A 23,640-nucleotide genomic window follows, 5' to 3' on the forward strand; every position below is an offset into this window, starting at 1 on the left:
TTGTCAGGTTTGTTTTTTACTCACCCCATGCAAATATCCGCACGTTTGTCGGCCATCCATTATAGTTAGTCACAGTAAGCGTTACTACGTTACCACTAACAGATTCGGGCCATACAGTTTGGCCACTACCAACGAATTTATATTCCGTGCCGCCCCAAAGAGATGATTTAGCAAGTGTAGCCCCAGACGTTGTCCCGTTGGGCGCTGTAGATAATACAAATATGATTGCTGGTACAAAACCACAATCATATTGTATTGATAAAGAAGATGGTGTTCCAAGGTTTGCAGAAATAAATGATTTTCCTACAGCAATCTGCCCGATTTTTGCAGCTAACATTGATGGTGCATCGCTTACACTTGCTGCTACGCCCTTATTAGTAATCTGCGTTGCAATGCTCTGTTTATCGGTTGTGGTTAATCGCTCCAGGGCACCCTGTATGCCAAAAAGGTTAGTGTCATTCGGTATGTTACCAGGCACTAAGTCCGCATCACCTAACACAGTAATCGGCCCATCATATATACCAGCAGCCTTAACAATATTAGTCGTGCCCGGCGTAATCGTCTGTGCTGTGGTTGCCTGCACGGGTAACGTGCCAGTAACAAGTGTATCTCCACCAATGGTTTTACCAGCTCTTACATCTCCTGCTGTTGCTGTGCCTGTCTCACCCCCTTCACCCAATAAGATAAAATTTGTGCCGTCCCAAAATAGTGTATAGACACTCGCATAAAGTTTTGCAGCATTTCCATTTGCTTTCTTGATAGAGCATGCTACACCAGCATTGATTTTTAATGTAGGGGATGTAGTGCTTGCAGAGTTAAATTTGATCGTAAACTTTTGATTTGCATTTATGGTTTCGGTGGTTGTAATGCTATAGGCGTCACCCACATTGGATGTTGTTCCCAAATGGGGCACTTGTTTTGAGTTATCCAGTAGATGAGTATCAACGGTCTCTTTGTTCTGGTTGATTTCTTGCCCGATCCCGTTTAAATCAGTTGGTTTAACCGTATCAGTTAATGTCCAATCTGTCTTTGCCATTATGATGCCTCCTTAATCAAAATCGTTTGCAAAAGCAAAGTGTCCGAAACAATCGGAACATACACGTTATTTGTACAAATCACATCACCGTTTGCTTTCTTAAGATCAATCTTAGTAACAAGTGAAATAGAAGCAGCCGGGACGATGTATTGTAAACCAACTGTAGAAGCAGTTACTTCTTTGACAGTGAAATTGGTGATTTCCACGCTATCATTAAGTACCACTTTGGCAATCTGACCGCTTGTATAGTTGGCAACCTCTGATAGATAAGTAGGCTGAATCATTTAATAACCACCTCCGGTCCTAAGTCAGCAAATGACTTTTCTCCAAGTGTCCATGAGCCGTCCAACTTGTAATTCCATATGATTTCCTGCTTCTTTATGTGTTCTTCCAGCTCTACAGTGCCTTGTAAGCTTGTTTTCTGCTGATATATAAGGTTTGCAGGCTTAACCACTCGTACAGTCCGTTCGACCTCTCGAAACACTGCTGCATTATCTATGTTAGTGGTAACAGTTAGAATAAAGTTTTGTGCGTCAGCACTTACGATTGTCAGGCCCTTACCAACTAGATAATCAAGTCGGTCTTGGAGATATCTCACTGTAAAAGGCGGCTTAGTTGAGTATCGATTTATAAGCCGCTTACGCCTGAAATCTAGCGTTTCCGTTGCTGGGTCGGCTTGTATACCTAGTATCTTTTCACGCCGCTTGATGGCCTGCTCTGACGCCTCAGTAACAAATTGATCATCAAACAGTGTTTTGATCGCCTGTTCTGCCGTTATAATCTCAGCAGATCCAGATTCCGTGAGTTGTACAAAATCGAGTACATCATGGTAAATCTCAGGAAGGTACTCTAAAAGCCTATTCATGTGAGAGTCACCGTCCCGATCACCGGTATTTGCTCATTGGTCAAAGTTACGTTAGCAGCCGCCCCATTAAGCTGTGTGTTGGTAACATCCAAAACACCCGGGACCGTAAGGATACGCGACTCGATTTGAGCAACACGCACGATTAACGCTGTGTCATTGGCCCATGACTGCCGGAGTGATAACAGGTAGTCACTGATTGCTTCTGTTACATCGCTTTGTACCTGCCCTATTGTGGTTCCTGCTGCTAGGGTGAGCGTTGCCGATACGTTGATTGTAATGTTTTGCGCCCCTGTGATCGTCACCTTATGGCCTATTGGAGCCAATCCGATGCCCTGACCGCTGTTTACTTCCGGGTCAATCAACGTCTGCACCTGATCAATAAGCGTTGTGGAAGGAGTGCTAAAATCACTGGCTATGATCGTTGCTTTGACCGTCCCTCCACCGTTCCAGGTCGGGAATACCTTCACACCGCCCACGCCGTTAATTGCAGCGATTTTGGTTTTATAGTCAGCCACATTGCCGCCAAAAGGTTGCTCGTTAATGGCGCTCATATAACGCTGACGTAACGATTCATCTGTTTCGGCATCTTCCCCGGGAACTAATACATCCGTAAGCTCTGCTCGGGCAAGGCCGTCGATGTAGTCGTTTGGAAGCAATGGGCCGAATTCTTTGTTTCCCACCACGCCAGCCGTTTCGCATTCCAAAACCCATTGACCAGTTTCAATTTTACTTACTGCCGTAAAATCAAGGTCGTTGATAGAAAACCAACTACCTACAGGCACGTCGATAGGCATATCACCAGACGCATAAAACAGCCCTTTACGCCGCGCTTTTGTTGCTGGCTCCCTGTTAATCCCGAACTCTCCTGTTCGGCGTTCTAGGTATTCTCCCGTTGCCGTATCTGCGTATGCAAGGTTCTGATTTGCGTCAAATTCAATGTACAATTGAGCAAGCTCGGCAGCAGCCGGGGCCAAGGCGTCATAAATTATCGAGCCTGCCCTCTTGTCAACATCGTTTGTCACCCGTTCCAGCATCCGGTTCAAAATAGCTTCATAGGTTTGGTCCTCATACAACTGCATTCACCTCCTTAGTGAAATCCCCGTAATCTGAAACCACGGTAAAGGTTGCTACAGCTTCGTCACCGTTAATTGTGATCTGCATATCCTCGATACTCGAGATCCTGTCATCTTGCAACAAAGCCTCCCGGATACGCCGATCTATTTCGGACCTTACATAGCCTTCGCTGCGGCCTTGCAGTCCGGTTATCTCGCTGCCGTAATTGGCATCATAGATCAAGTGTGCAAAACGGTCAGTTTGAAGTATCTTATATACCGCCTGCCTGACTGCTTCTAAACCGTCTGTAATGCCCGTAGCCTTGCCGCCTGCGAAGTCTATCCCATATGTTCGGCTTGTTTCTTCTTCATTCTCAGCTTCTAGCAGGTCGCCACCGATCGGTATCATGGGTTCACCACCTTATCCCATACGACATATTTTTGACCGCCTTGTACCCGGAGCAGCAATACGGAATCCCCAACCTTTAAGCCTTCGCGGATTACAATCTTTTCGGTTAGTGCTTCCTCTGTTGGGCCTCCGGTTGTGTTGTGCTTATGCTTCAGATCGATTTCGTATCTAGTGAGCGAAGCAGGGACAATTAAAAAATCCTCATCGAGTGTAAAACGTTGATCCACGTTTACCTCAAGAGGATTTATCTTTGTCACGGAGCCGAACATAACAGACACCGGGTTCCCAGCACCGACGGCACTAGCTCCAAGTATTTTAATCGATTCAGCTAGGCTCATTTAACCACCTTCACATCAATTGATATTGTGTAATCGCTGCCCGAAAACTTATGAGAGCACTCGTCAATCAAAAACAGTTCATTTATAGCCAGTTCTTCGATTACAACTTTAACGTAGCTTCCAGCACGTACCAGAGGATTGCCCAAAGCATCAATCTTAAGGCTTTTCGTCTCTTGGTTCTTGGCTCTCGCCAACTGATCGAGCAAGGCCTTTATTTGCGCCTCATTCTGGTTCTCTTCGACTTTTTGATAGTATTGTAGGCGTCCCCACTTGGCTATATTGGCGCTGTCCTGGGCAATGTAAACATCCCTTTTGCCGGTCTTTTTATTGTCTTTGACCAGCTTAATACGGTTATAGGTGTCAGAATCAATTGTTTGCTCATACGAAAAGTCAGTCATTAGACTTTCATCGCCAATAATCAAATCTACTATCCTGTCTTTGACGTTTTGGACTGCCAGCTTGCCATAATCATCGTAAAAGACGTATATGCTTCCGGTGTTGATCGTTGTAAGTGCAAAAGCCTTATCAATGATATCCAGCAGCTTTTGCCCATCCTCAACCATAGACGGTATTTTGTATTTGGTATCTACGATGTTACCCCACTTAAGCCCAAAGTCGTTGGCGATCCGCTTTACTACGGCGGCGGCTGTGGTGTTTTTAAATACGTAAGTGTCTGTAGCTGTTAGGTATCTGAGCTGGTCATACGCTTTGATGCTTATGGTTTCTTCTTGGTTCCGGCCCACCGAAAAGACATAGCCATAAAAAAGGGGCTTATCATCCCATTTTGCTGAGATGATATCCCCGTTAGATATTTTATAGTTACTGTCTTGCAGCATGGTAAAGTCAAAGCTCCCGGGCTTGCCGATCCGTGATGTTTTCCAAGTGGCGTCAGTCACCAGCTCGGAGACGTCATACACTCCACCCAGCTTGTTATCTGTAAATACCTGTAACATACCACGCCTCCTATGTTGGCAACTTTAATACTTTGCCGACCGGTAGTTTTTTGGCTTCGCTGTCCGTGATGCCATTGAGCGTTTGGAGTTGCTTATGCTTGCTGCCATCGCCCAGCGCCTTTTGTGCAATCTTCCATAGGTTATCCCCGGCCTTTACCGTGTAGGTTTTAGGTTTTACCCTTGTGTCAGGTCTAACCGGCTTTTTCTTGGCGGTGATTTTTGCCTTTGTTGTCGTTCCTGCTTTGGCTGTTGGCTTTTTTACCTCCATCTTATGGGCAGCGTAAAAGCGATACTCTTTAAGGGATATTTGATAGTATACATCCCCTACTGCGCCGCCTTCTTCAGAGAGCGCGAATTTTTCAATGCTCACAGGCAAGTTAATGTTTAAATTGGTTCCAGTTAATACAATCCGTATAGGGTGCTTTTTGCCCCACCAATCGTTGATTTTATCGATATAATATTGCGGTTCAAAAAATTCCCTTTCCTCAATGCTGGCCCCGGGATACCAAGAAGCAGGAAAAAAGCTATCAAATGAAATATCTGATAGCTTTGGTCCCTTAATTACATTGATTTCTCCAAGTTTTGAAATGTCATATGATTTACTGTCACCGGTTGTAGATATCTCGAATTTTTCAGGCAGCACCGGAAGCCTTATTGCTTCAGCCTCATTGTTATAAGACAAAGTTATGGAGTATCTCACTTGTACACCCCCGCAGCATGTGCAGTTATGCTCTCTTCAAGCACTGTTTCGATTTTTGCAACGATTTGATCAAAGTCAGCACCCTGGTTGATTGGACCTGTACTAACGCTAACCGTAGGGGTGAGAGAAACAAAATTTTGAATTGTTTTCATCTCGGCCAACTCGCGCATTAGCTTTAGGTCCTCGCTGCTGATATCTACTTTATCTTCGATTTTTCCTACTTTGTTTACTTTATCAATATTTGGTAGTTTACCTTTTCCACCTAAGAAGCTGTCTTTACCAGTGGCCGGGGAGAGTCCCTTTGTGAAATTGTTGATTTTGTTAATAGCTTTGTCTGCAAAACCATACCCAGCAGAGTACCCTTTCTTGAAGGAGTCCGACATATTCATTTGTTCCATACGTTTTATCGAAACAACGTTTTTTGTGCTGGTCGGCTTATCGAGCATATCCATCATATTTTTGAGCGAATCACTGACGACATGCACATTATTTTCATCCAGCAGAGCCATTTTGCCAATGTCGGTACCAAAGGTATCATTGACTTTATCAGCCAACCAGTTAAACCCTTCAAGCGCCTTATTCACGGCCTTTAAGATTGCTTTTACAAATATTCCTGCAAAGTCCTCTGTTGACCGTGCCATGTTGTAAATGTAGTTACCAAATGTTGTGGCTAAGTCATAAAACAGCTTTTTAACTGCATATACCGGGTCGATAAATAGGTTAATCAAAAATTCGGCAAAACTTGCAAATACATTCCAGACTAAAGCAACTTTGTTATAAATTACTGAAAACATGGTGTAAAAAGCACCAGTTACATAGCCAACAACCTCTTGAGTGGATACGCCAAAATGGACTAGTGCAGCAACTATAAGACCAATGCCCAAGGCAACTAACGCAATAGGCCAGTTTACAGCTAACCAAGCAGCAGCCTGCGCCATTATAGGCTCTATCATAAGCCATAACCTAGTAATTAGTAACGGAATTGATTGATATGCCATAACCGCCAAGATGACGCCTACTCCTGCCAATATGCCGGCTATAATAGGCCAGTTATATTGTATGACCTGAGTTAGCCATACAAAACCATCAACCAAACTTTGCAGCACCCTAGACACAAGTACAATTCCCTTTTCCATTGAACTAAAAAAGGCTTTACCACTGGGGCTATTGATGAATGCGTTAAGTCTCGTCATAAGCGGCGCAAAACTTTGTATAGCTATGTTTTTTAGACTATTAAAGTAATCTCCAAAAGTTTTTGGCATTTGAGAAAATTTCTTGTTGATATCGTCGGCAGCTTTAAACATTGCCCCTTTGATAATGTTTGCTGTGATGGTACCGTCAGCAGACATTTTTTTAAGCTCGCCTTTTGTTTTGCCTGTGTATTTAGCGATTGCCTCCGCTAACATAGGGGCATTCTCCATTATCGAACGAAACTCATCTCCTTGAAGCTTGCCAGCTGCCATGGCTTGCGTTAACTGATACATACCGGCCTGTTGTTCCATTGTGCTTGCCCCACTGATCCTGAATGATTTCTGCATCAGCTCGGTGAAGTCAACAAGCTCTTGATTGTTTTTGAAGGCGTCTTTAGCTAGCAACCCCATTTTGCCGATAGCCTTTGCCATATCAAAATAACTTCCCCGTGATCTTTGGGCAGCGGCAAAAACTTTTTCCTGTAATTCTTTCGTTGTTAAGAGCTTATCATTTATGAGATTGAGCCGGGCATTTGTGTTTGTATACTCATCCGTTATTTGAATTGCTTGCTTTATTGTCTGCCATGTAAGATACGCTGCTCCGATACTTTTGACAGCGGATAGTAATTGATTGCTGCTTTTGTGCGAGCGACTTACACTTTTTTCAAAGTTGTTTTGGGATCTCGTCGATTGTTCAATAGCCCTATTTATTTGGACTTCTGCCGAAGCTATTTGATTTTTTGCAGCCGCAAGAGTCTTATCAATATTGTTATTTCTGCTTGTTGCATCCTGCATTTTATACATTGACGAAACCATCAAATTCATTCCAGATGTAATGCTTTTGAGCGGTCCGGTCATTGCATCAAACATTTTCAGCGTACCCGTAACAGTTGCCATCAGATAAATTCACCTTCTTTCAGGCAAAAATTAAAGCACCCTCAAATCAATGAGGGCGCTCCTTAATCAACTCTTTTATAAGACTGTTTCTTTTGACGCAGATAAAACCCTTCTTACAGCCTCACTTTTTGGAATAGTGACAATTCTGCTCTTAAATTCTTTGTCGAATTTCTTCGTTACACTGACCATCATAGGCGGCATTGAAAAGATGATATTTTTTACTTCCCCAGCAGATGATACGTATGAAACAATGTATACATCACTAATTTGAGTCTTTTTCTTTGAGCCGATACCAGACATGCCGCCAAGGATCAAACCGGCGCCGCCAAAAATAACACCGCCAACAATCCCTCTGCCTATTACACTTTTTTGCTTATCAACGATTTCTCTCTGTGTTGTTATAACGGTGTCAACTATGTTTTCCAATGGTATTTTAAACATATTGACCACTACTTTTTTAAATCCTTGCATTTTGTGTTCTGTGATCATTAAAAAATAGTCATCAAAAGTAATTTCAAGCTGAGCGTTTTCATCAGCTAACGGCAGACCATCAACAAGGCTTACTATAGCCTTAATCATGAGCAACCCTCCGTAACATTTCTTCTTTTTCCAAATTATACACTATTGGAATGGAGAATGCTCATTTTTTCATAGCGGCTTTTTCTTCCTTAATCGTTGATTCGATCATACCTATCAAAACACCTTTATTTACAACGGGCAGTGCCGCAAATTCCCATGGCATCATATTATAACGATTGAGGGCGAATAGAGCACAGGTAGACTCTGGATCGCCCTCATCAATTAGTTTTTTACTTCATCAGCATAATCATTTACACTTTTGTCAAATCCATTAATTTCTTGGACCTTGCCTAACAATGTCGCATATTCACCAGCCAGGAGCATTTTCTTGACAAGCTGCTCAGCCCCCAGGACGCCGTATGATTTTTGAAGCTCAGCGTCCTTAAGGTCTGGATATACAACGCTGGCAACGATAAGTTTCGTCAAGTATTCTTCGGTGTTAATATCAAATGTCACATTCCCTTTTTCTTTTATTTTACGCTGAGATGACTTACGAATGGTTTCGTTCTCACCTTCGGTCATACTCCGCATTTTCCAAGGGATGGGTGCCCCATCCTCACCTTTAAAGCGATCAGACACTACAACTTCCTCGGTAATTTCCTGTTCAACGTTTTGTGCAAAAAATGCGCTTAAGCTCATTTATATTCCTTCTTTCGTTTTTTTAGTTTGAGGTTGGTGCGTTAAAGCTGTCCGGCATATCTACATCATCAAAGGTAAACGAGATTTCTTCGTCCAAAAATTCAGCATCGACGTCAATTTTTGTGAGAATTGCGCTGTCTAAGTTCACGTTTTTGAGGATCACAGTTTGTTTACCGATAGTGCTACTTGGATCATTGTTAACCACCTGGATATCAAAGTACGTATCCTTACCAGTCTTGATATAGTCAATCATCATGCGCCGAAATAGAGGCGTAGCATAATAGATGGTCATATTGCCGGTACCTTTCCATCCATTAGCCTTTGACTGCGTACCTCTACGGCCTAGCGTCTTGCCCTCAGACTTTTGTTTCTCGGCTGTAGCTTCGATTTTCTTGGCATAAAACATTTCCTCTACCCGTCCGTTAATCGTCGCATAGGCGCTACCCTCTTGCCCTGAGATGGCATCTCTTAAGAAAAATGGCATCTTACTTCACCCGCACTTTCAAATATAATTTTTCAATGCTATCAACCGGCTGGGGCATGATTTCGGCGTACACGCTATCAGACTCAGTTCCAGCCGTTACAGTTACATCGTTTTGGGAGTCAAAGTTTTGAATGGCGTTGCTGTTTTGTAAGGTGTTCATGTACGAAACAATTTCATTTTTCAAGAGGTTCCTTCCGTCGGCATTGTTGTCCACTTTGCCAATGTAGAAATTTTCAAAAGTGTGTTTAAGATCAATCGCAATGCTGTCCAGCACACGGATAACCCGGTTCTTACGGAGCTGTTTGCCCTTCTCGGTCGTAAAGGTATGGAAGGTATTAATATCCTGCTCTACGATGGCTCGACTGTTTGAGGCTGTAAACAGAAGCTCTCCGGCTTTTAGTGCATCCTCGATCTGAGCGTTAGTATAGCGCGGTGCAACGTCTACAGCATCATCATAAGCAGCATAAGTAAGCGATTGGTTGACCGTTGCTCCTGCTGTAGCCCCTGCTACCCATGCAACTGCCTGTGCTGCTGTAATGGTTGTACCATCGGAGAGGATAACTCCATTTTTAACGCTTATCACGCCATCGTAGTCGGCTGCTGGATAGCTTGGCATAACTGCCTGTACCTTTTTGCCTTCGCCGTCTCTCAGACGCTTTACAAAGGCCACATAGACAGCCTTAAGCGTTGGATCATCAGTTGTCAAGCCAACTGTGTTAAAATCTTGCAACTCCAAGGCTGCCAGAAATGTAGTGTGATCCGCATTAGACGCCGTGCCATTTGTACCGCCAACCAGCGCCGCCCCCGCTGTAGCTGTCAGCGTACCCGTGCCTGTGAAGTCTACCCATGCGTTAGATACTAGCCCGGCAATATTGGCAACAACTTGTGTATCTACCACAACGCCAGAAACAAGCGTTTTAACATCAAACTTGGCAGCATCATCAATGTTAGCCTGGATGACTATTGAAATGTCATTACCGCGCTCGCCGGAATATTTTGCCGTTGCTGTCAATGTACCTTGTGTTACCGTTGCCTTAACGCCATCATTGAGCCGATACAGCAGCAAAGTTTTAGCCCGTTTGAGCGCTTCCCGGATCAGTAACATCTTAGGATCGTTAATGTCATAGCCGAGTACACTCGTTGTGTCTGCCCCTGCCTCAACTGTGATTAGTTGCTTAACCGGTCCCCAGGTAAGTGATAACGGCAAGGCTACAATGCCACGTTCCCCGATTGTTCCAAGCGCTTTAGGCTCTGTTACAACGTTAATGTAAACGCCGGGCCGCACTTTATTTTGACTGTTCCAAGTTCCTCCAGCCATCTATAACACCTTCCCCGTATTAAATTGATTGATTAGCTTCTTAGCCTCTGCAATCGTGTAAGTCTTGTCATCCTCCAGCACAACCGACAAAACGTCTTTATCGATGCCTTGCCATTGCCTAGACTCCATAAATTGTGCCTTTGTAAAACCGCTGACAATCTCGACGGCCTGTTCATCTTTAGCCATTTTTTACATTCCCCTCCTGTTTGAGAGTTTGCATTTTGATTTCATTCTTTGGTGTAGACACCAAGAAGTTAAAGTCCACGAAAAAGTGAAGTACATTGTCTACTATTTCATGGTTCATCTTCGTTCCCTTGTATATCGCCCCGTCTATATTGACTTTGGCAAGCGCTACGTACAGGTTTTCAGCCATGCTATGAGCTTCCCTGTTATAGTCAGCCCCAGCCGGGAAGAAATGCACGTCGAACGAATTAGAGCGTTTATAACGCCTATCCAGCTCATGATCATGCGATGTAGTGAGCAACTTTACATAAAAACACGGCGCATTAAAGTCCTGCTCGATATACTCCCCGAAAATATCCATCGTAGGGAAGAAATTAGACAGGGCTAAGATAACGCCGTCCCTTATACTGTTTACTGTTACTTCTGGCAACATCTCACCCCCTGCCGTTCATAAGCTGATTGAGCAATTCAATCTGCTTCTTTTCTAAAAACTTTGGCATCTGCTTTTCAATCTCTTGCATAGATATCGTCATCATAAAGCGGCCATCGACCCACTTTGTTAAGTCTTTGCCGGTTCGATGCCCATACTCTACGAAGCTGGCGTAGTAGGTATTGTTGTATATCTCGACTTCAAACGAATTTCCTTTCTTAACCACACGCCCTAGCTGCCAATTGTTTCTTAACTCGCCGGTTTTGCTTGGCGTACGCCGCTTCGTTTTTGCAAGTGCTTTAAGCGCCATTTCATACAAGAATTCACGGATCCACCGTTCAATGACTCGCTCGTCCATCGCCTTATTAAACCGCTTCGCCATCTGTTCAAAGTCACCAAATTCAAAGCTACCCCACTTAGCCATATCAAGCCTTATCCTTTCGTTGTATGCTTATTTCTTGGTGTGTTGGATAGGGAAAAGGCTCCCCTGCGGTATAAACACGCTTAAGAGAGCCTCGCGTCACTTCTATGATGTCGCCTTGTAGGATTTCAATGTCTGGTGATATAAACAGCTTTGTTTCATAGGCGATTTTGTTCACTGGTTCTGTTTGGTTGTTAGCCCCGAGTGCCTTTTGCGATAGAAAGCAAGGTTGGTCGGTGTACTTTACTACAGGCTGTAGCTTTGTTTCACCGCCAACCTTTACCTTTTCCATTCGCGTAACCGTAGCGCGGTCATTGTACATTTTCTCGATCTTGCGGCGGTGTCTTGCATAGTTAATCATGCCTACCACCTCAATTTACGATAACGTACTAGGTCTGTACGGTAATTAAGCACAATCTGGTCGATTACCGTCTTGGTTGTATTGGACAATCCGGACGAAGCAGAGACGGGGGCAACGGATGTATCGCCTACTTTGATGTTATCCGCTCCCCCTGCTGTCTCGTTGATTTCGTCCACGCTTGGCATTTCAATGCGCAACGCATCCATAACCATACTGGCCCATGTATCCGTAAGCATGTCGGTTATTTCTGTTATGTTGCAAAAATGTTGAATACGCCGACCGATCTCCCGAATATAGGAATCAATCAGCGCATCATGTGTGGCGTCAGTAAGCTGCAATCGCAGTTTTACTATCGTTTTAACTTCGGATTGATCAGCTATTGGCATTATCACCACCGCCAGATGATGCCTGAATAGCGGCTAAGATTTCTGCTTTCTTTGTTGCTTCGCCAAGGTCGATATTATTTACCTTGGCATATTCCTGCAGTTCTGTGACCTTCATATCATCCAAAGGCTTTGTTACCGGTTCGCCCTCTTGCGTCTGTTCTGCAAGCTTTTCGGCTTCTAACCTACGCATTCTGTTAAATGCTGCAAGTCCCATATTGCACCTCCTATTATGATGCGATAATTCCAGCTGCGCGCAGCTTAGCAAGGAGAGCGTTAAAATCCGCTTTTAAACCCGCAATATCGGTTGCGGTGCTATCTGGCTGCGCAGCAGCTTGAAATGTCTCAAGGTAATCCACAATCCCGTCAACCTTGCCATAAGGGGTTGTACGTTTTTTAAGGTCTTTCGCGCTCATTTAAGCTGCCCCCTTAACCAATTTTGTGTTTGAATTGGACGATACGAATATTTTTGTTTTCATACACCCGAGTCCAGTTAGTTGCAGCTTCAAGCTCGGCGTTTGTAGGGGAAACACCTGTAACGCCTGCCTCTGTCCATTTAACACCGCGCGGATGCAAAACGAAGTGTTGGCGGTTAATCAGAATATCTTCACCTTGTAGGCTATCGCGATCCGTTTCAGTTGGAACAGGAGCTGCACCATTGCCGAAACCGATTGCTCCAGACCCAAACAAATAAGTGGTATAAACACCACTAGATACCGGATGCCCATCATCAACGATTACACGGCGACCGAGGTATGTTGCAAACGTTACGCCCGTCACTGGGTCAACCGCATATTCAATCAGCCGTTGTTTTTGCAGGTATGCATATACAGCGGAGTGCATCGAGAATGCAGTTAATTTCCCAGCTGCATCACCCAGTTTATATTGCGCATCAATGGTTGTTGCAGGACTGATTAGCGCGGCATCGGCAGTAGCTGCTGAAATATCAGATACGTTACCGGACATACTGGCTGCTGCAAATACACCTTTAAGCGTTGAAAACAGCATTTTTTGACGATCACGATTCCAATACTCAGCTACCAAATCGCCAATAGCTCCCATAGGATCGTCGCCAGAAAGAGCCTTCGCAAGGTCATTAGCTCCCCATGCATTACCACGAGTATGCAACCGTGCCTGGTCTTTGTTTGACGTGATTTTGTTAACTGTTAGTGGCGTTTGATCACTCAACACCTGAGAATCTCCGCTAAGGTCTGACCAGAAAGGCATATTGATGATTGTGCCTCCAGAATCGGCCAATGCATCTAGTTGTGGATCGGGTACGATGATGCCAGATTGAACAAGTGCTGATAGTTGTGCAGTTCGTTCGATAATATAGTCATTAAATACTTCTGGTACAATTACATCTGCAATTTTAGTTGCTCCCATAAATTAATCACCTCATAGTTTTTGTAATAAATTCGATTCCATTGTCATGTAAAATCACGTCCAAGTTGCCAACATCAATTTCTTGGGCATCAGGGGAAATGAATATTCTATCCCACCGTCCATTACGATGCCTTATAGCTGTACCCCAATGGAAAACCACAACTTCCCATGGTTTAAGAGGTTGGACATTGTCCATCATTTCGCCGCTGCCTTCAATTGTGCAGCTAATTCAGGGTCATCCCTGTAAATGCGTCCTTGCTCAGTCAAATTCCATGTTTCTTTTTTCCACGGGTTAACCTTCCCGTTTGGTTTACTGCCTCCACCTTCTGGAGGTTTAGACCCCTTAAATCTAGGCTGCTTGTCATCTGTTTTTTCGACAAACAAAAAAGCCTTGCTTTCACGCAGGGCCTTTACTTGATCATCTAAACCAGATTCAATTGCTCCATCGTCTTTAACCTTAATTTTGGCCTTGTCGATCAGACCGGCTACAAGATCGGCGTCATGCACTTCACCAGCAAGAGCCAGCTTCAAGGCGGTATTGATCTTCAAGTCTCTTAACTCTGCTTCGTATTTGTCTTTAGCAGCCTTGTTGTCGTTTTGCAGAGCATCAATCTGCTTCTTAAGTTCTTCGTTGTCACCTGCTGACTTCTTCAAGTCCTCTAGCTGCTTATCACGGTCTTTCAGATCGGCTTCCGCTTTCTTTTTAGCCTCATTGACTTCATTCCATTTTTCTTTTGGAAAATAGTTTCCGTCAGACACTACAGCAATCTTGTGCTTATCGCCTGCCTTTGCCATGACTTGATTGTATAAGTCCTCGCCTAAAAGTTCTTTCAAATCCATTTATCTCGTCTCCCTTAATGTTTTATTTGCGTGTTCACCTCACGCTAGGATTACGTTCAGTCAGCCCCGAACCTTTAAAGAGGGCAGCGCCTAGTTTAAAGCCATACGACATGGCTGGTATTATGCTGTCACTTCATCATACTTTGCGGCTAGATCGGTAGCGCTGATTACGCCAAGCGTGCCGTCCTCTGCTTTGGTTACATACTCGCCAACCTTAACGATAATCACGTTGTAAGGATTGCGGATAATGCGCATTTGCACGCCTGCTGAAGTGTACTCCACGTTGACCGGAAGCCCAACAAAGCCAATAACTTCTTGAATACTGTCATAACTGTTTTGGAATTGTACGGCCTGCACAAAAATCTTTGCTCGGTATGTTTTGATCACCTTTTATCACCTCCTATTCCACATATCCTTTGTACCAGTCTAGATAGCTCATGGTATCTGGTACATAGTAATAGCTGCCATCTTTATCTTTGGCTATCCGTTCGCCCGGGTCATCGTCGCCAAAGTAAGGAACCGTAGTACTGCGGCAATGAGAGTGCAGCGGCGGCCAATTTATGCCCACTTCCTTGTCGGAAAGGTTGAACACTTTGTTATCCATGTCCCGGCATATAGAGCTTGTTTTCATGTCCAAGGTAGCAAGGAATTGGTACTGCTTTACAACGCCGCTTTCCTTATACCCAGCGTAGGTTGCTTCGCCAGCTATAAAGGCGCTCTCTGTGCGTACAAGCCTTACTGCGTTGGACTTGGACACCTTAAAGCGGTCGCGGATCGTATTAGTTACCTGGTCAATGCTGTCACCACGAATAAAAGCCTGTGTAAGATTCGTTTGAATCTCTCTCACAAGCTTGTCGCGATCTCCCCATATGCGTTTACTGTAGTTACTACCGGCCCACTCTGCATTAAGGACTTGATTTAAGGCTTTGTCGTCGATCTTTGCAAATGTCGTGCCCAAACCAGTTCCCTTTTGAATCTCGAACAGCGTCCGGTAGTATCCTTCTTTATAAGTGTCCGCCAGAAGCTCTGTCGTGCCGCTGTGTTCGCTTCCTGCTAACATCTCAGCCTGTTGCCTTATCTGTATTAAAAGGGCTTCTAAACGGCTCACACGTGTTTTGTAATAGACATTGTTGAGAGTCTTTGTCCAGCGCCCGTCAGCGTTGTCTTTAGCTAGGGCCGTAAACTCTTCGAGCGTCATTCGAAACTCTTTCAATTCGCCCTTATCCAACGTTTTCTGAGCGTCCATAAAGGATATCTGATTATTTACAGCAAACCGACCGTAAAAGGCTTCAATATCCCGATTAATGGACGCTATGGCCTTGTCATACTCTTTGGATAGCTGCTCGGCGTAGATATCAGCCTTTACATGCTGCATCTTTGCCGATGCTTCGGCCCTGCGCTGCCAGTATTCAGCGGATTTCATGGCTATAAACCGTTGTAGTACTCATTAACGCCATTTTCTAGCGTTTGAGTAATCTTTTTTACAACGCTATCAACATCAACATCTTTACAAACACTCACATTGATAGTTGGGTATGCGGTTCTAGTTACATCTTTTGATGTAGTCACCGATATGAGCTTTGCTAATGCGTCAAGGTGCTCTGCATTAATAATTTTGAATGATTCAACATCTTTAAGCATGGATTCAGTCAGCGCGAACACCAAATCATCAAGTTTGTTCATTGTTTTGATTGTTAACATTCTGCTCACCTCCTAGTCCCGGATAATCCAGCACAGCCTCAGATTCTTCCTTCTTGATTTGCTCTTCTTCCTCTTGCAAGTCTGTCACCCAAGGATGATTTGCCCGGATCGTCCGTTTTGATATGATGCCCATACTGTTTTTGGCATCTGTGACGGTATCAGATTCGCTCATGATGATATCCCGGTTAAAGACGAACTTGACTGTCTCGTTTGAGAAGTCACCTACTCCGGTATTGGCTAGATGTGCATTAATGAAGAATAAAAGCTGCTCTAAGCTGGCTTGAAACTCGGTTTCGAGTATATTGGCATCCATATCCAAGTCGTTGTATAGCTGCTTGAGTGCTACCCCTGTGGCCCCGTTGAACTTCTCGGTTTGCATGTCTACGCCGCGCCCAAACTCGTATATTCCCTTGCGTAGCAGCTCCTGGTGCGTCTTAAATGCCTCTGTATTGATATCCAAACCGATAGTATCAACACCGCCATCGCCAGTTACCTTAACTGCACGAAATGCCGATAAATTTCGTCTAAATTCGCCTAAGTTAGCGCCGTCATAGTCTTTCAGCACATAAATACTGTTAGGCAAATCCTCAAGGTTATTTGAGTTGTCGGATGCTCGTTTATCGTAGTCATCCACCAACGTTTTGATAATCTCAATGAGCGGTTGTTCTTCGTCGTTCGCCTTAAACGGGATAAACGGTACTCGTTCCCAGTTTAGCGGCCGCTCAACGCCATCTTTGACAGCAAAATAGTGAGAACTTTCTGGTTCTTCGTCTGGTATCAATCCACCATCATGGATATATCGTTTGACTCCATATACCACATCCCACCACTCGACCTTATGGATCTCTTTCTTAGTCTGGGCAACGTATGTGTCAACCTTATATTGCCGTATAACCGCTTGTAGCTGTGTATGGTCCTCATCCAACCACACCGGTATAATTTCATCAGACCGCATCCGTTTGAAGCTCAGCACGCCGTTTTCGTCGTAATAGACATGCAGCCAAGCTATCCCCTTGTTTACAGCCTCTTTGCCCAAGTTTTTGAGAATACGTTGGAAGCTAGAGCCAAACAAATCCGTTAAAGCGTCCTGGTAGGTTTGATTCTCTGTTTGGATGCTCATGGGCTTTGATAAGAGATAACCTATTTTTTGGTCAACCAGTTTACGGGTATAGTTAAATACCAACTGGTTATTTGCTAGATTTTGTTCCTCTACCAACACGCCGCCATCACCTATAACCATACGCTTACGTTTTAAAATGTCGGTCTGCCCTTTGTAATAGTCTTCTCCTATTTTCATCCATTTACATTTATCGCTTCGATTCCAATCGTCCACCCATTGCTTGATGATCTGTTCCAGAGTCATAGGGGCGTTACCCTCGATAATTTGTAAAATTGTTGTATCCAAAGTTCCACCTCCTAATCAAATGAAATGCTTCCACCTTTAAGATCAGATACCTCATAGCCGTCTAGCCCATACCAAATAGCAGAGAAAGTATGAGGGTCGATTTTAAATTCATCAGGAATGATATTTCCATCCTTATCTACTGCGTACGTCAAATATTTCAACTCGCGTATCACATCATGGCAATTTGACGAACATATAATTTTTTTGAACCTTTTAACCTTCTTGGTATTAGCGAGCCGTGATCCTTGAAACTTCTTAGCTCCCTTCATACGGAAACCTAACTGCTTGTAAAACTGGATCGTTTTAGGCTCTGCACTATCAGCAATAATCAATTCTTCTGTTTTCTTAAACTCTTCTATTTCAATTGCTGTTCGATCATCTGTCATCTTATTTTTGTAATATTGCCAATAGATGTACAGTATCTTTTCTTTGTGATCTACAGCCATACGAACTATAGCGTTATACGACTCTTCAAAGCCAAAGTCCATACCAACCCTTTTGATAGGCTGTCTTATAGAGTCAATGGCTTTCATAACCTCGCTATGTTCCCACTCTTCAAACTGTGGCAACACTCGCAATCCATTAACGCCAAAACGACCTTCCCGAGCAATTCGGTAAAGGTCTGGATCGTAATCTTTCAGTTCATCCAACTGGCTAATATAGCTTTCTGGCAAAAATAAATTATCATCAGCAGTTGAATGATGATAATACGTATCGTTCACTATTACAGTACGCTTTTCATACACTTCCTTGTCATCTATGACAAATCGCTTGTTTTGCTCATCCTTAAAGAAGTGTTTATACGACCAATTATCCTCGCCCACCGGGTTTGTCGATAAAATCATATGAAGTTTAAGCTTTGGGTGCCGTAAACGTCCTAGCAGCTCCTTAAAACCTGCATATTTAATCTCCGAACACTCTTCCAACCATACAATAGATATATTGTTGATTGACTTGAGCTTTTGTGGTTTATCCATTCCTTTGAAAATAATCTTGCTGCCATTTGGGAAACGAAGCTGCATAGGTGATGTAAGACATTTAATTTTATGATCTAGCCCGAGATCAATCACAATCTCTTCTAATAGAGAGAATGTTGAATCCCTATGAGTGTCATATACTTCACGCACCACTAATGCAGTACGCTTCTCTTTGAGTAACTTTAAGATGAGTTTTAAAGCAACATGGTAACTCTTAGATGATCCATATCCGCCAAATATAAATTGAAACTTAGTGGACCAATCAAAAAGAAAATCCTCAAAGTGTGGGTTTACCTCTTTTTCAATCATTAGGCATCACCCTTACGTTTGATTACTATCTCAATTGGTTTATCGTCATCCTTTGTCGCCTGTTGCTCCAGCAGTGCTATTTCACCTTTTAGTTTACTTATTCTTAACTGTTGTTCCTGATTGGCAACATCATATTTACACATATCCTCGTACTGTTTTATCATATTTTGGAGCGTTGACATTGCCCTACTTTGAGCATTTAGGAATGTTGCATGACGATCCCAAGAAAACTGAAATTCATATTCTTCCTCGGTCACAACCTGCTCGAATGAACTTTCTTTTTCAGTGCTGGTATCAACCACATCGAATTTTCGCTTTTTCAGTTCCTTAATCATTTCATCTTTGTCCTGCACATACATAATCTGCTGCGCCCGAATAATAGCTGTGTACTGGATTGTTATTTGATCCCATAGCATATCCAAAGGTGATCGATCAGCAACTTGTTCCATGATTTCTAGCGCATCATCCGGGAAATACTTTCGAAAAAAACCGTGAGAAACGGCGTTGCTATTGCCTTTAGGGGCACCGCCTTCATTCCCTACAGCGTTTTTATTGCCAGGAGGCGCACCCCCTCGGCTTGTGTGCACACTTTTCCCATCTGGCGCACCCCTAGTGCGCGTCCAACCATGCCGCTGTTTCCAACTCTTTACCGTGTTGATTGTAACGTCATATTTTTTTGCGATGTCTTTATATTTCATGCCTTGTATATAATCTTGCTCGGCTAATAGATGTTTTTCGGCCATTATCTCACCTCACCCACCTCCAATTTTTGGATTGTGTTGTTTTGCAACGCTTATTTACACATCGCACTTCCCACTAGGGCAGTCATTACCGTATGCTTGTTCCTCGGTAAACATCCGGTGTTCAATCAAAATGATTTCAGTTTCAAAAGGTTGTTTCTTCCCAATACCAACATGAGAACCAAACTTCTCGAACAGCTCCCACAATTGATAAGACGTGTACCCATTTTCATCAACTTCTAGTTTAAACTCATCGCTATATTTGCTCCCATATTGTTTAAGCATCTCGTTCAGTGCTTCATAGTTTTTCTTTTCAATTTCTTTGCCTAGTTCGGTTAGCTTTACCTTCACCCAGTTATTAATGTTGAATTTGATCACTCTTGTACCTCCTCGGTGGTTATTGGCGTATGCAATATATCGAGCAGCCCTCTTTCCTTATCCCATATAAACGTTTGGACCTTTCTCACAGCCCCTACATAACCGGATTCAAAATGCCAGTTATCTGTTCCACTTGGAGACGACAAATAGCGAACAATTACGCCGTTTTCCTCTTTGACGGCTTGTTCGCTGTGCAAGTGTCCTGCGTGTATTTCGGAATAGAGTGTTTCACCCCAATCTTTACGGGCCTCTATCGGCATTAGTTTTCCAAGTCTGCTCTTTTCTTTGTCCCCGTGGCTGAATCCGATTAGGTTGCGCCCATACCGGATATACTTTCTGCTTAACGGATCGTTGTCAATCTTGACATTATCATCATTCCTAAACCACGCTTCCAATACTTCGGACATGGTGTAGCTGGTTAACCTGTCGTGATTGGCCCCTACTTGTACTGTCTCAACTGGCGCGAACTGTCTTAACAGGTCTATTCCCTGTATGAGCATACGCTTTCCTTGCTTATACATGTCTGCAAATCTCGTGCTAGTATCCTGCGGTGTACCGTTTGTAGTCATCTTTGTTAGATTATCTATGTTAAAAAAGTCATGTGACCAAATGAAAGCTATCTTTTCAAAAGTCATGTTTTGCGTCCTGGTCAATATGTCGTTAAGTATATAAAAGAAAATGTCCTCGGCTTGCTTGTGATTGTATTCCCCGTCTTTGTACCCCAACTTATTCAAATGCAGGTCAGACATGTTCACTTCAAGTAGTTTACCTGATTCAGAATAACGAATAGGTTTGTAAATGGGCACTGTATAATTACTCATTAAGTCAGTTACTGTCTGTTTAACGTCATCTATAGTAAACTGGTTAGTTTTTGGCTTAACCGTTATTTTGCTTGTGTATAAAGTTAGTGTTCCGTCCTGCTTATTGTGTTGATTCCAAATACTAGACTTCGCTGACGTTATTTCCCACGCATTTACGTCATAACCATGAGCCTTGAGCAAGTAGTTTACGTCTTTGCTTTCCTCTTCGGACATTCTCAGCAGCTTATCTGACCTATGCGATCCGTCTTGTAGTATCTCTACTGTTGTTTTATATCCGGTAGGTGCTTGTGCTTCTACATTTGGCTTTTTGACGCGCTTACGGACGCCCTCAGAAGAAAACTCAATATCAAACTCCTGCGTCATTTTGGTGGCTATCTCTGCATATGTGCCAGTTCCTTTTAGCTCTGTCAGCCGTTCGTCCTCTTCTAGTGTCCATGTTATATGTTTCTGCATCTAAGCACCTCCCTTTATGTAAAATAAAAAAGTCGCTCGAATGAGCAGCAAACAAAAGGTAATTTAATATGTATGTCGAATCACCATTTATGGAGGTGATTTCATTGGTAGGGAAAAAACGTCTTACAACTAAAGACGACTTTATTAATTGTTGGGCATTGCAGCTTGATATAGATATTGAGCATAAAGACGAAGATGTTATTATCGATTCTGGCAAAATAGAACAAAACGAATTTCCGCACTATATTGTTCTAAATGGTAAAACATATAATATTAACGACTTCCTTTTCTTTTATTGACTTTTCCTTAAGTCTTAACCAGTCAAAGTGGCTGGTTATTTTTCTTTTTCCGACACTTATTTGCGCGGTCGGCTTGCGCTCCCGATCCACTCTTTAACCGCTGAGATCACGGCTGAAAAGGAGGCGCATATGTGTGTAAAACATATGCCGTTATCAAGAGTGGAGTAACGATATGTTAAGGTTATGTGTTATCAATTACGCATACCGCCGAACGCCCTAGGACATTGCCAGTATGCGTATGTTGATTGATGTGGGCGAGGGATATAATGCCCGCATTAGCGTCTTTTTGCTCCCTTGAACTGGTATTCCGCCACCACATCATTAGCACCCCTGATAATCTAGGAGGCCGGCGCCATCTTCCTCCATAGATTTATGTGAAGCGGCCCAGGTAAGCCTAGTCCGCCCCACATTGAGGAAATTGCTCAGGAGCTTTCACCACAAATAAAAAAGGCCAGCGTATTCGCCAGCCTATCTCCTAAGGTATTCATACCTTCGTGGTGTCCTTTATTCAATTTCCCACAATACAATCATAACAGGTATTTAGTCCAATATCCTGCCAAATGTCTGCCAAAATCCTGCCACTATTTTATTCTGTATAATATACCTTCCCACAAACCTCACATTTCCCAGCGTATCCAATCTTGTTTCCTTCGTACTTGAACTTATTCAGGCGGACTGGTTTTTGATTTGCTTTGTAAGTTGTTGAATCATCATTTGCATATGACTGATACGCATAATGTGCGCATGTTACTAAAAATTGACCATTTGTATTGAAGGTTCGGTTTTCTTCGTAATATCCAAATAAATCATATAAGTGATTAGGCGTGATCATTCGAATCCTCCTTGAAATATATCTTAAGCCGTTTCATCAGTAATGTACACTTCAAGACCCATTGCAAACGCCATTTTGTACAGTGCCCCGGACTTTCTACGGTAATAACTGCGTTCAGAAAGATGTAGTTCCATATATACTTGAAAATCAGTCACATCTTCATCTTCCAAATATCGCATTTCGATTATTTGCCGTTCAACGCGCTTTAATGCTCTTAACCCTGTTTGAACACGTTCATGTGCTTGTTTTAGCCGCACTTCGTTGTCGACATTCCAAACAGCAACATCCTCACATGGCTTGCTTATTGCGTTCGTTCCTTGATGTTCTCGCGGCTCGTAGTTAGGAGTGTTTTTAATCTCCTTTCGAACAAATCCCACCTTATTGTAAACTCTTGCTGTCTCAAGCTCTTTTTCTGTGCGTCTGCGGGTTTCTTCGCGGTTAATCTCCATCAAAGCCAATTGATAAACGTCCTTTGCTTCTGCCCTCACGACTACACCCCTTTTTGCATTAATTTACATTTATTTTGAATATAACAGTCGATATTTTTACCATTTACTTGTATTATACTACACATAATCGAACAAATCCGCTTGCCCTTCTTCCTGATAATCGCTCTTATCAATGATCAATCCATCGTCTAGCCATCTTCGTGGGGCTTCTATGGCGTAATGTTCCCAAACTCTTACGCCAGCTTTATGATGCTTTGGATCGGCATCCTCGGACTTTTGCGTCCACACCCAAAATGATTTTGCTTTTACCTTTGGTGTCATGACTCCCCCTCACTCCCTAAATATCCTTGATCCACAAGAAATTTTCTGAAACCTTGAACGACTTCTTTGTCATTTTCGACCAGTTTCCCATGGACAAAAATATCTCCACTTGGGTCAAAACGTAATATCTCTTTTCCGCCTTTTGAACAAATTGTTAAAATTGGATTTTTATCTGGCGTAAAATAATTTCCTGTTATCATGCTTACACCTCCAATACAGCTAATAGAGCTGCTTTACATATGGCCTCTGGTGCTGTTTCGGCCACTGCGCGCCAATTGCATCCTATAGGGTAATCAATCGAGCAATCCCAATAAGCAAAGAACCCTACGTTTATTTCTGCTCCCTTATTTTTGAGGTGTTCGAGTACTTCCCATGCTGCGGATATGTCGGAAGAATATAAAGGAATGATCTTTTGTTTGTCGTCAGTGGGATCAAACGCAAAGTTTCTTTTGTATCCATTCGCACCAAACGCATGATCACACATTGTGTCG

The 23,640-nt window shown here is 43.2% G+C and carries 36 protein-coding genes; 1 reads left to right on the forward strand and 35 read right to left on the reverse strand.

Annotated elements, in window-relative coordinates:
• Positions 1-16: 16 nt before the first annotated feature.
• The 30 genes from ACFQ3W_RS23285 to ACFQ3W_RS23430 all read right to left on the reverse strand — a co-directional run bounded on the left by ACFQ3W_RS23285 (position 17) and on the right by ACFQ3W_RS23430 (position 21,248).
• Positions 17-1,036 (reverse strand): hypothetical protein, encoded by a 1,020-nt coding sequence (locus ACFQ3W_RS23285; RefSeq protein ID WP_379321621.1) that lies wholly within the window; start codon positions 1,034-1,036, stop codon positions 17-19.
• Positions 1,036-1,320, reverse strand: a complete 285-nt coding sequence (locus tag ACFQ3W_RS23290) for a ketopantoate hydroxymethyltransferase (RefSeq protein WP_379321622.1) — start codon at positions 1,318-1,320, stop codon at positions 1,036-1,038. Before ACFQ3W_RS23290 ends, ACFQ3W_RS23285 begins: the two co-directional genes overlap by 1 nt.
• Positions 1,317-1,901 carry a putative phage tail protein gene (locus ACFQ3W_RS23295; protein WP_379321623.1) on the reverse strand — a complete coding sequence of 195 codons (585 nt, stop codon included), beginning with the start codon at positions 1,899-1,901 and terminating at the stop codon, positions 1,317-1,319. The genes ACFQ3W_RS23290 and ACFQ3W_RS23295 overlap by 4 nt, the downstream gene beginning before the upstream one ends.
• A complete protein-coding gene (locus ACFQ3W_RS23300; protein WP_379321624.1) occupies positions 1,898-2,974 on the reverse strand; it encodes a baseplate J/gp47 family protein in 1,077 nt (358 codons plus the stop codon). Before ACFQ3W_RS23300 ends, ACFQ3W_RS23295 begins: the two co-directional genes overlap by 4 nt.
• Positions 2,967-3,362: a DUF2634 domain-containing protein gene (locus ACFQ3W_RS23305; protein ID WP_379321625.1), complete on the reverse strand. Its 396-nt coding sequence runs from the start codon at positions 3,360-3,362 to the stop codon at positions 2,967-2,969. The genes ACFQ3W_RS23300 and ACFQ3W_RS23305 overlap by 8 nt, the downstream gene beginning before the upstream one ends.
• Positions 3,359-3,700: a DUF2577 domain-containing protein gene (locus ACFQ3W_RS23310; RefSeq protein ID WP_379321626.1), complete on the reverse strand. Its 342-nt coding sequence runs from the start codon at positions 3,698-3,700 to the stop codon at positions 3,359-3,361. The genes ACFQ3W_RS23305 and ACFQ3W_RS23310 overlap by 4 nt, the downstream gene beginning before the upstream one ends.
• Positions 3,697-4,653 carry an XkdQ/YqbQ family protein gene (locus ACFQ3W_RS23315; protein ID WP_379321627.1) on the reverse strand — a complete coding sequence of 319 codons (957 nt, stop codon included), beginning with the start codon at positions 4,651-4,653 and terminating at the stop codon, positions 3,697-3,699. Before ACFQ3W_RS23315 ends, ACFQ3W_RS23310 begins: the two co-directional genes overlap by 4 nt.
• 10 nt (positions 4,654-4,663) lie before the next feature.
• Positions 4,664-5,353: a LysM peptidoglycan-binding domain-containing protein gene (locus tag ACFQ3W_RS23320; protein WP_379321628.1), complete on the reverse strand. Its 690-nt coding sequence runs from the start codon at positions 5,351-5,353 to the stop codon at positions 4,664-4,666.
• Positions 5,350-7,440 (reverse strand): tape measure protein, encoded by a 2,091-nt coding sequence (locus ACFQ3W_RS23325; protein WP_379321629.1) that lies wholly within the window; start codon positions 7,438-7,440, stop codon positions 5,350-5,352. The genes ACFQ3W_RS23320 and ACFQ3W_RS23325 overlap by 4 nt, the downstream gene beginning before the upstream one ends.
• Before the next feature lie 75 nt (positions 7,441-7,515).
• The gene (locus ACFQ3W_RS23330; protein WP_379321630.1) at positions 7,516-8,019 is read right to left on the reverse strand and encodes a hypothetical protein; all 504 of its coding nucleotides are present in this window, start codon (positions 8,017-8,019) and stop codon (positions 7,516-7,518) included.
• Between the two features lie 222 nt (positions 8,020-8,241).
• On the reverse strand, positions 8,242-8,658 hold the full coding sequence (locus ACFQ3W_RS23335) for a phage tail assembly chaperone (RefSeq protein ID WP_379321631.1): 417 nt from the start codon (positions 8,656-8,658) through the stop codon (positions 8,242-8,244).
• Between the two features lie 22 nt (positions 8,659-8,680).
• Positions 8,681-9,142: a phage tail tube protein gene (locus tag ACFQ3W_RS23340; RefSeq protein ID WP_379321632.1), complete on the reverse strand. Its 462-nt coding sequence runs from the start codon at positions 9,140-9,142 to the stop codon at positions 8,681-8,683.
• Between the two features lies 1 nt (position 9,143).
• Complete coding sequence (locus tag ACFQ3W_RS23345; protein ID WP_379321633.1) at positions 9,144-10,460, reverse strand: phage tail sheath family protein; 1,317 nt, start codon at positions 10,458-10,460, stop codon at positions 9,144-9,146.
• Positions 10,461-10,646 carry a hypothetical protein gene (locus ACFQ3W_RS23350; protein ID WP_379321634.1) on the reverse strand — a complete coding sequence of 62 codons (186 nt, stop codon included), beginning with the start codon at positions 10,644-10,646 and terminating at the stop codon, positions 10,461-10,463.
• A complete protein-coding gene (locus ACFQ3W_RS23355) occupies positions 10,639-11,076 on the reverse strand; it encodes a phage tail terminator family protein (protein ID WP_379321635.1) in 438 nt (145 codons plus the stop codon). Before ACFQ3W_RS23355 ends, ACFQ3W_RS23350 begins: the two co-directional genes overlap by 8 nt.
• A 1-nt stretch (position 11,077) precedes the next feature.
• Positions 11,078-11,497: an HK97 gp10 family phage protein gene (locus tag ACFQ3W_RS23360; protein WP_379321636.1), complete on the reverse strand. Its 420-nt coding sequence runs from the start codon at positions 11,495-11,497 to the stop codon at positions 11,078-11,080.
• Position 11,498: 1 nt separating this feature from the next.
• Positions 11,499-11,855 (reverse strand): ABC transporter ATP-binding protein, encoded by a 357-nt coding sequence (locus tag ACFQ3W_RS23365; protein ID WP_379321637.1) that lies wholly within the window; start codon positions 11,853-11,855, stop codon positions 11,499-11,501.
• 2 nt (positions 11,856-11,857) lie between these two features.
• Positions 11,858-12,241 carry a DNA-packaging protein gene (locus tag ACFQ3W_RS23370; RefSeq protein ID WP_379321638.1) on the reverse strand — a complete coding sequence of 128 codons (384 nt, stop codon included), beginning with the start codon at positions 12,239-12,241 and terminating at the stop codon, positions 11,858-11,860.
• A complete protein-coding gene (locus ACFQ3W_RS23375) occupies positions 12,228-12,455 on the reverse strand; it encodes a hypothetical protein (RefSeq protein ID WP_379321639.1) in 228 nt (75 codons plus the stop codon). The genes ACFQ3W_RS23370 and ACFQ3W_RS23375 overlap by 14 nt, the downstream gene beginning before the upstream one ends.
• A gap of 13 nt (positions 12,456-12,468) precedes the next feature.
• Entirely contained in the window at positions 12,469-12,654 is a 186-nt protein-coding gene (locus ACFQ3W_RS23380) for a head fiber protein (protein ID WP_379321640.1), read from the reverse strand.
• 13 nt (positions 12,655-12,667) lie between these two features.
• On the reverse strand, positions 12,668-13,624 hold the full coding sequence (locus tag ACFQ3W_RS23385; protein ID WP_379321641.1) for a major capsid protein: 957 nt from the start codon (positions 13,622-13,624) through the stop codon (positions 12,668-12,670).
• A gap of 195 nt (positions 13,625-13,819) precedes the next feature.
• Positions 13,820-14,464 carry a phage scaffolding protein gene (locus tag ACFQ3W_RS23390; RefSeq protein WP_379321642.1) on the reverse strand — a complete coding sequence of 215 codons (645 nt, stop codon included), beginning with the start codon at positions 14,462-14,464 and terminating at the stop codon, positions 13,820-13,822.
• Between the two features lie 120 nt (positions 14,465-14,584).
• A complete protein-coding gene (locus ACFQ3W_RS23395) occupies positions 14,585-14,851 on the reverse strand; it encodes a hypothetical protein (RefSeq protein WP_379321643.1) in 267 nt (88 codons plus the stop codon).
• Positions 14,852-14,864: 13 nt separating this feature from the next.
• Positions 14,865-15,887: a minor capsid protein gene (locus ACFQ3W_RS23400; RefSeq protein ID WP_379321644.1), complete on the reverse strand. Its 1,023-nt coding sequence runs from the start codon at positions 15,885-15,887 to the stop codon at positions 14,865-14,867.
• 2 nt (positions 15,888-15,889) lie between these two features.
• Positions 15,890-16,165, reverse strand: coding sequence for a hypothetical protein (locus ACFQ3W_RS23405; RefSeq protein ID WP_379321645.1), 276 nt, complete (start codon positions 16,163-16,165; stop codon positions 15,890-15,892).
• On the reverse strand, positions 16,134-17,570 hold the full coding sequence (locus tag ACFQ3W_RS23410; RefSeq protein WP_379321646.1) for a phage portal protein: 1,437 nt from the start codon (positions 17,568-17,570) through the stop codon (positions 16,134-16,136). The genes ACFQ3W_RS23405 and ACFQ3W_RS23410 overlap by 32 nt, the downstream gene beginning before the upstream one ends.
• An 11-nt stretch (positions 17,571-17,581) precedes the next feature.
• Complete coding sequence (locus tag ACFQ3W_RS23415; RefSeq protein WP_379321647.1) at positions 17,582-18,856, reverse strand: PBSX family phage terminase large subunit; 1,275 nt, start codon at positions 18,854-18,856, stop codon at positions 17,582-17,584.
• Entirely contained in the window at positions 18,856-19,599 is a 744-nt protein-coding gene (terS, locus tag ACFQ3W_RS23420) for a phage terminase small subunit (RefSeq protein WP_379321648.1), read from the reverse strand. Before terS ends, ACFQ3W_RS23415 begins: the two co-directional genes overlap by 1 nt.
• Positions 19,600-19,653: 54 nt before the next feature.
• Complete coding sequence (locus tag ACFQ3W_RS23425) at positions 19,654-19,974, reverse strand: hypothetical protein (RefSeq protein ID WP_379321649.1); 321 nt, start codon at positions 19,972-19,974, stop codon at positions 19,654-19,656.
• The gene (locus ACFQ3W_RS23430) at positions 19,971-21,248 is read right to left on the reverse strand and encodes a hypothetical protein (RefSeq protein WP_379321650.1); all 1,278 of its coding nucleotides are present in this window, start codon (positions 21,246-21,248) and stop codon (positions 19,971-19,973) included. The genes ACFQ3W_RS23425 and ACFQ3W_RS23430 overlap by 4 nt, the downstream gene beginning before the upstream one ends.
• A 104-nt stretch (positions 21,249-21,352) precedes the next feature.
• Here ACFQ3W_RS23430 and ACFQ3W_RS23435 point away from each other — a divergent pair, with 104 nt between their 5' ends.
• Positions 21,353-21,547, forward strand: a complete 195-nt coding sequence (locus tag ACFQ3W_RS23435; protein WP_379321651.1) for a hypothetical protein — start codon at positions 21,353-21,355, stop codon at positions 21,545-21,547.
• Between the two features lie 586 nt (positions 21,548-22,133).
• Here the strand turns inward: ACFQ3W_RS23435 and ACFQ3W_RS23440 are convergent.
• From ACFQ3W_RS23440 to ACFQ3W_RS23460, 5 genes are all read right to left on the reverse strand, one after another.
• Positions 22,134-22,379, reverse strand: coding sequence for a hypothetical protein (locus ACFQ3W_RS23440; protein WP_379321652.1), 246 nt, complete (start codon positions 22,377-22,379; stop codon positions 22,134-22,136).
• A 23-nt stretch (positions 22,380-22,402) separates the two neighbouring features.
• The gene (locus ACFQ3W_RS23445; RefSeq protein ID WP_379321653.1) at positions 22,403-22,867 is read right to left on the reverse strand and encodes an ArpU family phage packaging/lysis transcriptional regulator; all 465 of its coding nucleotides are present in this window, start codon (positions 22,865-22,867) and stop codon (positions 22,403-22,405) included.
• A 78-nt stretch (positions 22,868-22,945) separates the two neighbouring features.
• Positions 22,946-23,149, reverse strand: coding sequence for a hypothetical protein (locus ACFQ3W_RS23450; RefSeq protein ID WP_379321654.1), 204 nt, complete (start codon positions 23,147-23,149; stop codon positions 22,946-22,948).
• Positions 23,146-23,349: a hypothetical protein gene (locus ACFQ3W_RS23455; RefSeq protein ID WP_379321655.1), complete on the reverse strand. Its 204-nt coding sequence runs from the start codon at positions 23,347-23,349 to the stop codon at positions 23,146-23,148. The genes ACFQ3W_RS23450 and ACFQ3W_RS23455 overlap by 4 nt, the downstream gene beginning before the upstream one ends.
• A gap of 2 nt (positions 23,350-23,351) precedes the next feature.
• Positions 23,352-23,640: BC1872 family protein (locus ACFQ3W_RS23460; protein WP_449290212.1), on the reverse strand; the 289-nt coding region annotated here is incomplete at its 5' end.

The organism is Paenibacillus puldeungensis (assembly GCF_042678945.1).
Taxonomy (GTDB): Bacteria; Bacillota; Bacilli; order Paenibacillales; family Paenibacillaceae; genus Fontibacillus; species Fontibacillus puldeungensis.